Origin of the sequence: Paenibacillus sp. (assembly GCF_035645235.1) — a bacterium.
GTDB lineage: Bacteria > Bacillota > Bacilli > Paenibacillales > YIM-B00363 > Paenibacillus_AE.
This window is the reverse complement of sequence record NZ_DASQMZ010000064.1, coordinates 1-9,504: the sequence shown is the minus strand read 5'-3', so window position 1 is coordinate 9,504 and position 9,504 is coordinate 1. Positions and strand designations below refer to the sequence as shown.

The following is a 9,504-nucleotide window of genomic DNA, read 5'->3' as shown; positions in this document are numbered from 1 at the left end:
GAGCAGCCAGCTGGCGACGACGAGCGTCCCGATCGCGGCGCCCCGCGCGCCGGACAGCGCCTCGCGGGCGACGGCCGCGTGGCGGCGGACGCCGTGCCACGGCAGCTTGTCCGCGCGTCGCAGCAGCAGCGCGGCGACGACGGCCGCGGCCAGCACGGTTGCCGCGGAGGCGGCCGCGGGCGTCGCGGCGGACGCCCCTAGCAGCAGCGGCGCGCCGGCCGCCGCGAGCAGCGCCAGCGCCGCGAGGTCGAGCGCGCGCAACGCGGCGACGCTCTGCAGCGCGAGCGCGCCGGGAACGCGCCCGCGGCGCCACAGCACGCCGACGCGCGCGACGTCGCCCGCCTTCACGGGCAGCAGATGGTTCAGCAGCAGGCTATAAATTAGGCCGTGATAGAGCAGCGAAATGCGCGGGCGGTGCCCGGCCGGCAGATAGAGCCGCCAAGCGGCAGCGCGAGCCCAGAACGCCGCGGCGTACGCCGCCGTCATACCGAGGAGCATGTCCGGCCGCTCCGACAGCGCCCGCCAGCCGGCCGCGAGCCGCCCGAGGTCGAAGTGATGCCGCATCCACCAGACGAATGCGAGGAGCAGGCCGAATTGCAAGATAAGCAATAGAATTCGCGTTTTCATATGGACTCATTCTACTGATAACGATTCTCACGGTCAACCTGAAAAGAAATGAGAAACCCGCCTTGCCTCCAAGACGGGTTCCTCGACGTGCCTATTCTTCTAAGTGATGCGGCGGGATCGTCCCGAGAAGGAAGCTCACGTCGCTCCGCCCGAACGACCCGTCCCCGTCAATATCGACCGCATAAATTATGGGTACGGGCTGTGGTATAATTTCCTAAACCTAGACTTCGAAAATGACCCCGCCCCCGGAGGTGCGTCCGCGTGACCCAACTACCGCCCCAACCGTTCCACCCCGTCTTGTCCGCCTGGTTTCGCCGCGCGTTCGGCGAGCCGACCGACGTCCAGCTGCGCGCCTGGGACGCGATTCGGGACGGCGCGCATACGCTGATCGCGGCGCCGACCGGCTCCGGCAAGACGCTCGCCGCGCTGCTGCCCGGCCTCGACCGGATCGCCCGCGCGAAGAGCGACCTCGGCCGGCCGTACGCCCCCGGCGTGCGGCTGCTGTACGTCACGCCGCTGAAGGCGCTCAACAACGACATCCATCATCATGTCGTCGGATTCGCGGCCGAGCTCGACGCGATCGCCGCGGAGACGGGCGCCTCGGATTGGCGGCCGTTGACGGCCGGCGTTCGTACCGGGGACACGTCCCAAAGCACGCGGGCTTCCATGCTGAAGCGCCCGCCGGACGTGCTCGTGACGACGCCGGAGTCGCTGTACCTGCTGCTGCTGGCCGACAAGAGCCGCGACATACTGCGGACGGTAGAAACCGTCGTCGTGGACGAAATTCACGACCTCGTGCCGAGCAAGCGGGGCGCGCATCTGAGCCTGACGCTCGAGCGGCTGACCGCCATGCTCGCCGGCGCCGGCCGTTCCGCGCCGCAGCGCATCGGCGTCTCCGCGACGCAGAAGCCGCTCGAGACGGCCGCGCTGTTTCTCGGCGGCGTCGATGCGGCGACCGGCGAGCCGCGGCCGACGGCGATCGTCGAGAGCGCGATGGACAAAGCTTATGACGTCCGCGTCACCGTGCCGGATTACGCCGCCGCCGCGGGCGGCCGCGAGGCGGTCTGGCACGCGCTGCTGGAGCGCTTGCGGCAACTGATGGGCGACGCGAAGACGGCGCTGATTTTCGTCAACAATCGGCGGCTGTCCGAGCGGCTCGTGCTTCGGCTGAACGAACGATTCGGCGAAGGCTTCGCTCGCCCGCACCACGGCAGCGTGTCCCGGGAGCGGCGGCTCGAGGCGGAGCGGCTGCTGAAGGAGGGCGCGCTCCGCTGTCTCGTCGCCACGTCGTCGCTCGAGCTTGGCATCGATGTCGGGCATATCGAGCTCGTGCTGCAGATCGATCCGCCGCTCTCCGCCGCCGCCGGCATCCAGCGCATCGGACGCGCCGGGCACGGCGTCGGCGACACGAGCGTCGGACGCATCGTCGTGCGCAGCCGCGGCGCGCTGCCTCAGGCGGCGGTACTCGCGCGCCTCGTTCGGGAGCGCGACATCGAGCCGATCGCGATGCCGCCGGGACCGCTCGACGTGCTCGCGCAGCAAACAGTCGCGGCGGTCGCCGCGGGCCCGACCGACGCCGGCGCGCTGCTGCGCCTCGTTCGCGCCGCGGCGCCGTACCGGGCGCTGACCGACGACGCGTTCGAGCGACTGCTGGCCATGCTGTCCGGGTATTACCCGTTCGCCAAGGCGACGCTCGATTGGCGCCGCGAGACCGGCGCGTTGACGCCTCGAAGCAATACGCGGATGGCCGCCATGACCGGCGCGGGCACGATTCCGTCGAGCGCCAACTATCCGGTCTATCATGCCGACTCGAAGCTGCAGCTCGGGGATCTGGAGGAAGAGTTCGTGCACGAATCCCGCGTCGGCGACGTGTTTCAGCTCGGCGCGCATGCGTGGATGATTCGCGACATCAAGCACGACCGGGTCGTCGTGGCCGAGGCGTCGAACCGGTACAGCGAGGTACCGTTCTGGCGGGGGGACGCCGGGGGGCGCAGCTTCGCGCTGGGCGAGCGGATCGGCGCGTTCCTGCGCGAGCTGGAAGGGCGCCTCGGGCGGCAATCGGACGCGGAGCTGACGGATTGGCTGGCGGCGTACGCCGGCTTCGACGCCCGCGCCGCGGCCGAGCTCGTCGACCTCGCGCGCCGGCAGCTCGACGCGTCCGCGCTGCCGACCGACCGGCGCGTCGTCGTGGAGCGCTACGAGGATATGACCGGGCAGACGCACGTCGTCGTGCACAACTTCTGGGGGCGGCGCGTCAACCGCGCCTGGCTCATGGCGCTGGAGCACGTCTGGGACGAGTCGCTTCCGGCGCCGCCCTACGCGAACGCGAAGGACGACGGCATCGAGCTCGTCTTCCGCGCCTGGCAGGCGGAGGCGCTGCCGCGTCTTTGGATGCTGACGCCCGAGACGGCGGAGCGGGCGCTCCAGCGCGCCGTCCCGTCGTCGGCCCTGTTCGCCGGCGTGTTTCGGCGCATGGCCGAGACGGCGCTGCTGCTCGCCCGCGGCTTCTCCCGCGTGCCCTCGTGGCTGAAGCGCATCCGCGCGGAGGAGCTGCTGCAGGCGAGTCTTCCGTTCGCGGACGACTTTCCGCTGTTCGGGGCGGCGCTCGAGGAATGCCTGCGCGAGCATCTGGATGTCGCCAACCTTATGCTCGCGCTCGCCCGTCTCCGGGACGGCGCCGTCGAGGTCGTCGCCTCGGAGGGGGACGCGCCTTCGCCCCTCGCCGCGCAGTTTACGTTAGACCATGTGTCGCACATGCAGTACGAAGGCGACGCGCCGAGCGAGGAGCTGCGGCGCCGGCTGCAATCGGTCAGCCGGGAGTTGGCCGACCGGCATTTCGGCGCGGACGGCGAATCGGGCGGCGCCGGCGCGAGCCTCGTCGTCGAGCCGGCGCTGCTCGAGGCCGAGACCAAGCGGCTGGCGTCCGGCGGCCGCGACGTCGCCGGGCCGGACGACGTCGCGGCGCTCCTGAAACGGCGAGGCGATCTGTCGGCCGAGCAGCTGACGAAGATCGCCGGGGCGGATGCGCTCGATTGGGCCGCGGCCGGACTCGCCGCGGGCCGCGTCGCCGTCGCGGCCGTCGGCGGCGAGTTACGGTATATCGCGCGGGACGAGGCCGACGTCTATGTCCGCTTCCCCGGCGACCCGACCGCGGCGGCGTTCGTGCTGCTCCGGTATATCGAAGGCGTGATCGCCTTCACCGCGGCGGAGCTCGCGGAGCGCTTCGGCCTCCCGCCGGAGGACGCCGCCGCGCGCGTCGAGGCGTGGGCGGCCGAAGGGCGCATCGAGCGGCCGCCCTTCGCGGAGCCCGGCTCGCCGTATTGGTCGAGCCGCCAAGTCGCCTCGCGGCTCGTGCGGCTCTCGCTAGCGTCGGTGCGGCACGCCGCCGCGCCCGTCGAGCCGGCGCGGTGGCAGCGGCTGCTGCTGGCGCGGCACGGGCTCGACCGCCCGCCGGCGTCGGCCGGGGCCGAGGCGCTGCGCGCCGCGCTGACGCCGCTGCAGGGGCTGTTCCTCCCCGCCTCGCAATGGGAGCAGTCGATTCTGCCCGCCCGGCTGCCCGGCTATCGCAAGGAAGAGCTGGATCTGCTGTGCGCCTCCGGCGAGCTGACTTGGCTCGGCCGCCGGCGGGACGGGGAGAAAGAAGGCCGAATCGCCTTCTTTCTCGCGGGCTCGGAGGCGCTGCTCGAAGGCGCGCTGGCGTTCGGCGGAGCCGCGGCGGGCGAAGACGCCGCCGGCAGGCGAGGCCACCGCGCCGAGGCTGACGCGGGCAGCGCCCATCCCGAGCTGCTCGCCGCGCTCCGGGCGCGAGGCGCTTCTTTCCTGACGCGCCTGTCCGCCGATACCGGAGAGCCGCCGTCCGCGCTGCTGCCGAAGCTCGTCGAGCTCGCGTGGGAGGGCCGCGTGTCGAACGACCAGTTCGCCCCGATGCGCAACTTCCTGCTGGCGAAGGGCAAGCTGCATCCGCGGCTCGGCTCCGGCCACGGGCGCTGGTACGTCGTCGAGCCGCCCGCGAGGGAGCCGCGCCTCGACCAGGAGCGGGCGCTCGCGTGGGCGAAGCAGCTGCTTCGCGCGTTCGGGGGCGTGACGGGCGCCGTCGTGAACGCCTACGCGCCGTTCGGCTGGGACGCCGCCCTGCCGCTGCTGAAGCAGCTCGAGGAGTGGGGGCTCGTGGCCCGGGGCTTCTTCGTCGACGGCGTGCCCGCGCTGCAATTCATGGAACGCGAGACGATCTCGTCGCTGCGCGGCTGGGAAGCGCCCGACCCGCAGCCGCAGCAGCCATCGCAGCAGTCGTCGCAGGCGCCGCCCGCGTGCCTCCTCGTCGGCGCCGCCGATCCCGCCGTTCCGTACGGCGTCGCTTTGCCGTGGCCCGATATCCCCGGCGCCGCCTTCGCCCGGAAGGCAGGCAACTACCTTGTCTTCGTGAACGGCGAATGGCGCTATTGGATCGAATCGAACGGCAAGCATATCGTTCGCCTCGGGGACGGCCGTTCGGCCGACGCCGCGGCGCTGTCGACCGCGCTCAAGCAGCTGCTTCGGCGCGGCGGCCTGAAGCGGATTCGCGTCGAGACGTGGAACGGCGTCTCCGCCGCCGACGCGGCGGACGCCGTCCCGCTGCTCGAGCGCGGCGCGGAGCGCGACCGCGGCGCGCTCCTCCTTTGGCCGAGCGCGCTCGGCTAACCGCGGGCGGCGTCCTGAGAAGGGCGAAGTCTTATGACTGACGAAAAATATAGCTAATTTATTCCCTCCCGTTGGATGTAATCGATTTCTTGCAAAATCTACATTTATTTCGTGGCGCAGGCCGCTTTCTTCGGTCGAATACCTGCATTTCAGCCTTTAATAAGCGCTTCCATGATGCCGGGAAGAAAAAATAACTGTAAAATTTGTACGACCGTACGCAACCAAATAAACAGGGTCCGGTATGGCAGCCGCACGAAAAAAAACCTTCCGCGCGGGCCATAGAGCCTGCGGAAGGTTTCTTCGTGACGCCGTCAGCTGCCGCCGTCGTCCGACAGCCGCGCCCCGCGCAGCAAGGCGGCGAAATCCGCCGCGGCGGCGGGCGCGTTGTCCGCGGTCAGCCCGCCCGCCATCGCGCGGCGCAGCCGATGCATCGCCGCGCGGCCGGACGCGTCCGCCAAAATATAAATCCGCATCCCGCGGAAATTTTGCTGCACCTCGTCCGATCGCGCGTCCAGACTCGCGTCGTCGGCGACGAACACCGAGTTGCCGACGACCAGGAAGTCGTCCGCCGACAGCGGGTGCCGTTCGCCCGCCGCGTACAGCTGCATCCCGAAGCGAGCCGGGTCCCTTCCTTGCGCGCCGGCGCCGAGCGCGCCGAAGTCTCGCCCCGCGCCGCCGTCGCCCGAGCCCGCCGCTCCGCCGCACCCGGCCAGCGCCGCCGCCATCGCCGCGGCCAGCGCCGCCGCGGCGAACCATCTCGTTCTTCTCATCGCGTTTCCCTCCATCCGGTCGTTGCCGGATAGGATTCCCGATGGAGACATTTTCTATCGCACGCCCGCTACTCCCACTTGAACGTTCGGCTCGCGACGGCGAACGCGGCGACGAGCCAGACGACGAGCGTCAACGTCTCGGCCCATAAGTCGCCGAGCCCGGCGCCGACGTTCATGACGGCGCGGAGCGCGTCGGACAGATGCACGATCGGCAGCGCCTGCACGACCGGCTGCAAAAACTCCGGCATGTTCCGCACCGGGAAAAACACGTTCCCGAGAAACATGAGCGGGAACGAAATCAGACCCGCGATCGGCCCCGCGCTCTCCGGCGTCTTCGCGACGCCCGCGATGATAAAACCGATCGACATGAAGACGAGCGTGCCGAGCACGATATAAAACAGCACAAGCAGCCAGGAGCCGCTCGCCCGCGTGCCGAAGACGAGCGCCGCGATCAGCAGCACGACGACGGCCTGCAGCCCGTTCAAGGCGAGCCGCGCCGTAATTTGCGCCGCGATGAACGTGCCGGCCTTCAGCGTCGTGCTCTGCATGCGGCGCAGCACGCCCCGCTCGCGCCACGACGAAATTTGGCCGGCGACGCCGTTCAGGTTCGTCGACATGATCATCATGGCGAGAATGCCGGGGACGAGGAAGTCGATGTAACGAAGCCCCAGCGAATCGACCGGCTCGGCCGCCACCGCGGCTGCCGGTTCGTAGCCCGTCAGCTCTTTGCTGATGCCGTCCACGACGCCGCTGACGTACTGGACGCCGAGCTGGGACACGGTCATGTTCTGCTCCTCGTAGAACACCTTCACCTCGGCCGCGGCGCCGCCGGCGGCGAGCGCCTCGCCGAAGCCGGCCGGCAGCACGACGACGAGCTGCGTATCGCCGTGCCGCAGCGCCTCGAGCGCCGCCGCCCGGTCGCCGGATGCCGTCAGCCCGAGCGCTTCAACGCGCAGCAGCGTGTCCGCGACGCCGGCGGACGCCTCCGTCGCATCCTCGTCGACGACATAGCCGCTTAACGCCACGTCGCCGCCGTCCAGCATCGTGCCGAGGCCGATCATGAGCAGCAACGGGAAGAACATCGTGAAGAACAGCATCTGCCGGTTTCGCAGAAACAGCGTCAGCTGTGCCTTCGTCAACTGAAAGTAGGCGCTTCGTCTCATGCTTCCCGCAGGCTCCTTCCCGTCATTTGAATGAATACGTCCTCGAGCGTCGCGGTCCGCGTGCTGAGCCCCTCGAGCTGCAGGCCGTGCCCGTCCGCGCCGGACACCAGCGCCGTGAGCGTCGATTGCAAATCGCCGGAATACAGCACGAAGCCTTCCTGCCGCTTCTCGACGCTCGACACCGCCGCGAGTCCGCCGAGCCACCCCAACACCCGCTCCTGCCGATCGTCGTCCATCGCCGCGAACGCCGGCATCTGGAATTCGACCGTCTTATCGGCCGCGAGCCCTCGAATCAGGTTCGCCGGCGTGTCGAGCGCGATGACGCTCCCTTGGTCCATCAGGCAAATCCGGTCGCATAAAATATGCGCCTCGTCCATGTAATGCGTCGACAGCACGACCGTCTTGCCCTGCTCCTTGAGCTTCAGCACGATGTCCCACAGCGTCCGGCGCGCCTGCGGGTCGAGCCCGGTCGTCGGCTCGTCGAGAAAGACGACGAGCGGATCGTTCACGAGCGCCAGCGCGACGGCGAGCCGTTGCTTTTGCCCGCCGGAGAGATGCTTAACGCGGGCGGAAGCCTTTTCCGTCAGGATCATACTCTCCAGCAGCGGCTCCACCGGCACCGATTTCTTGTAGAAGCTAGCGTACATCTCCGTAATTTCGCGCACCGTGAGCAGATCGAACAACGACGTGGATTGCAGCTGCACGCCGATGATCGCCTTCACCTTCTCCAGCTGCGACACCGTGTCGAACCCGTCCACGAGCGCGCGCCCGCCGTCGGGACGACGCAGCCCTTCGATCATCTCCATCGTCGTCGTCTTTCCCGCGCCGTTCGGCCCGAGCAGCCCGAATACCTCGCCGCGCTTCACCTGAAAGCTGACCCCGCCGACCGCCGTAAAATCGCCGTATCGCTTGATGAGCCCGTCCGCCTCGATCACAAACTCGTCCGCCATGCCGCCCTCAACTCCGTTCCGTTCTGCTACCTCCATCCTACTCCAATCTCTCCTACACTACAAAACTATAAAAAATGCGTTCTGGACGAGGGATTACCCTCTCAACGTCTTAATGATCCCTTCGGCGAATTTCTCCATGAAACTCTCCTCGAGCTTCGCCGGATCCGCGTCGAGCGCTCGCGCGACCTGCTCGGAATGCGTGAGGAACAGGATGAGCGGAACCGCTTGAAAGAAAAACATCTGCGTCACGAACCGATCCCGAACGTCTTTCCGATTCGATTCCGGGACGCGGTCGGCGAAAAACTCCTCCCACAGCTCCACCAGCGCGCCGACGGGCAGCGCGATATCGAGGTTGTGCTTCGCGAGTTCGGAGAAGATCATGCTGACTAGATTGCTCTCGCCCCCGGCCGCCGCGCGGACGCGCGCGACGAACCCGCTCCAATCCGGCGTTTGCCCGGAAGCGAAGCTCCGGAGCTGCGCTCGCAGCCGCTCCCGCGTTCCTTCGATGATTTTCTTGCCGAGGGCGTTCACGATATTTTCCTTAGAATCGAAGTGATAATAGAGCATGACCTGATTGACGCCGGCCCGCTTCGCGATATCCGTCATCTTCGTACGGTCGTAGCCCTTTTCGATAATAACCTCTTTAGCGGCTTGCAGTATGTTTTCCTTCGTCTTCTCCGATGCGTTCCTCTTCGCCATGCCTTCCCCGCCTTCGCCCGGTATCCGTCTATTGATTATAACGCGAATATCGGTAATACCCTAACGCGGCAAGCTCGACGGCGATAAAGAACGTATGCAGCGGTACCGTGCTGGGAAGGCCGATCTCGGCGAGCGGCTCTGCGAACATGAAGTTCGCGACGAGCGGCGAAACGTGCGCGAGCAGCCCGACGACGTCCCACGCCCAAGGGTTCGGTTGGAGAGAACCGATCCAAAGCGCGATCCCGACCACCATCATGAGCGAGTAGGCCTGAAACAAGCCGACGTCGACCATCGGATCGGCGTGCAGGAACGCGAACGGTCCCGTTCCGCGGTACAGCCCGATCGTGGATAAGACGAGCATCAACGCGGTAAGCGCAAGCAAGAACGTGCCGTGGCTTCGCAGGACAAAGCGGCTGAATTTCACAGGGTTCATATAAACCACACTCCTAGTTTAAATTTTTATTTTAAAGTAACACTTTAATTTTATTCCCGAAACCCCTCTCCGTCAATTCCGATTTCGAACGGCTTCGCCTCCCTCCCCGCCCCCTGGCATTAGGCGTTCGGAGACTCCTTGTGATACATTCAAACCATCATCCCGATGCGGAACGAAGGGAGACG

General features: G+C 67.6%; 7 protein-coding genes. 1 reads left to right on the top strand and 6 read right to left on the bottom strand.

Features of this window, described 5'->3' with window-relative positions; translation table 11 throughout:
• Nucleotides 1-627, bottom strand: a 627-nt coding sequence (locus VEZ38_RS05950; RefSeq protein ID WP_324892426.1) for a lysylphosphatidylglycerol synthase domain-containing protein, incomplete at its 3' end; no start/stop codon positions are given.
• Between the two features lie 261 nt (nt 628-888).
• Between VEZ38_RS05950 and VEZ38_RS05945 the strand changes: the two genes are divergently transcribed.
• Nucleotides 889-5,304, top strand: coding sequence for a DEAD/DEAH box helicase (locus VEZ38_RS05945; RefSeq protein ID WP_324892425.1), 4,416 nt, complete (start codon nt 889-891; stop codon nt 5,302-5,304).
• 311 nt (nt 5,305-5,615) lie between these two features.
• On the opposite strand, the gene VEZ38_RS05940 is transcribed toward VEZ38_RS05945, so the two are convergent.
• The 5 genes from VEZ38_RS05940 to VEZ38_RS05920 form a co-directional block, all read right to left on the bottom strand.
• A complete protein-coding gene (locus VEZ38_RS05940; protein WP_324892424.1) occupies nt 5,616-6,074 on the bottom strand; it encodes a hypothetical protein in 459 nt (152 codons plus the stop codon).
• A gap of 68 nt (nt 6,075-6,142) precedes the next feature.
• On the bottom strand, nt 6,143-7,237 hold the full coding sequence (locus VEZ38_RS05935) for an ABC transporter permease (protein ID WP_324892423.1): 1,095 nt from the start codon (nt 7,235-7,237) through the stop codon (nt 6,143-6,145).
• Nucleotides 7,234-8,187 carry an ABC transporter ATP-binding protein gene (locus VEZ38_RS05930; protein WP_324892422.1) on the bottom strand — a complete coding sequence of 318 codons (954 nt, stop codon included), beginning with the start codon at nt 8,185-8,187 and terminating at the stop codon, nt 7,234-7,236. The genes VEZ38_RS05935 and VEZ38_RS05930 overlap by 4 nt, the downstream gene beginning before the upstream one ends.
• A gap of 93 nt (nt 8,188-8,280) precedes the next feature.
• The gene (locus VEZ38_RS05925; RefSeq protein WP_324892421.1) at nt 8,281-8,886 is read right to left on the bottom strand and encodes a TetR/AcrR family transcriptional regulator; all 606 of its coding nucleotides are present in this window, start codon (nt 8,884-8,886) and stop codon (nt 8,281-8,283) included.
• Nucleotides 8,887-8,914: 28 nt separating this feature from the next.
• The gene (locus VEZ38_RS05920; RefSeq protein ID WP_324892420.1) at nt 8,915-9,319 is read right to left on the bottom strand and encodes a hypothetical protein; all 405 of its coding nucleotides are present in this window, start codon (nt 9,317-9,319) and stop codon (nt 8,915-8,917) included.
• Between the last annotated feature and the right edge of the window lie 185 nt (nt 9,320-9,504).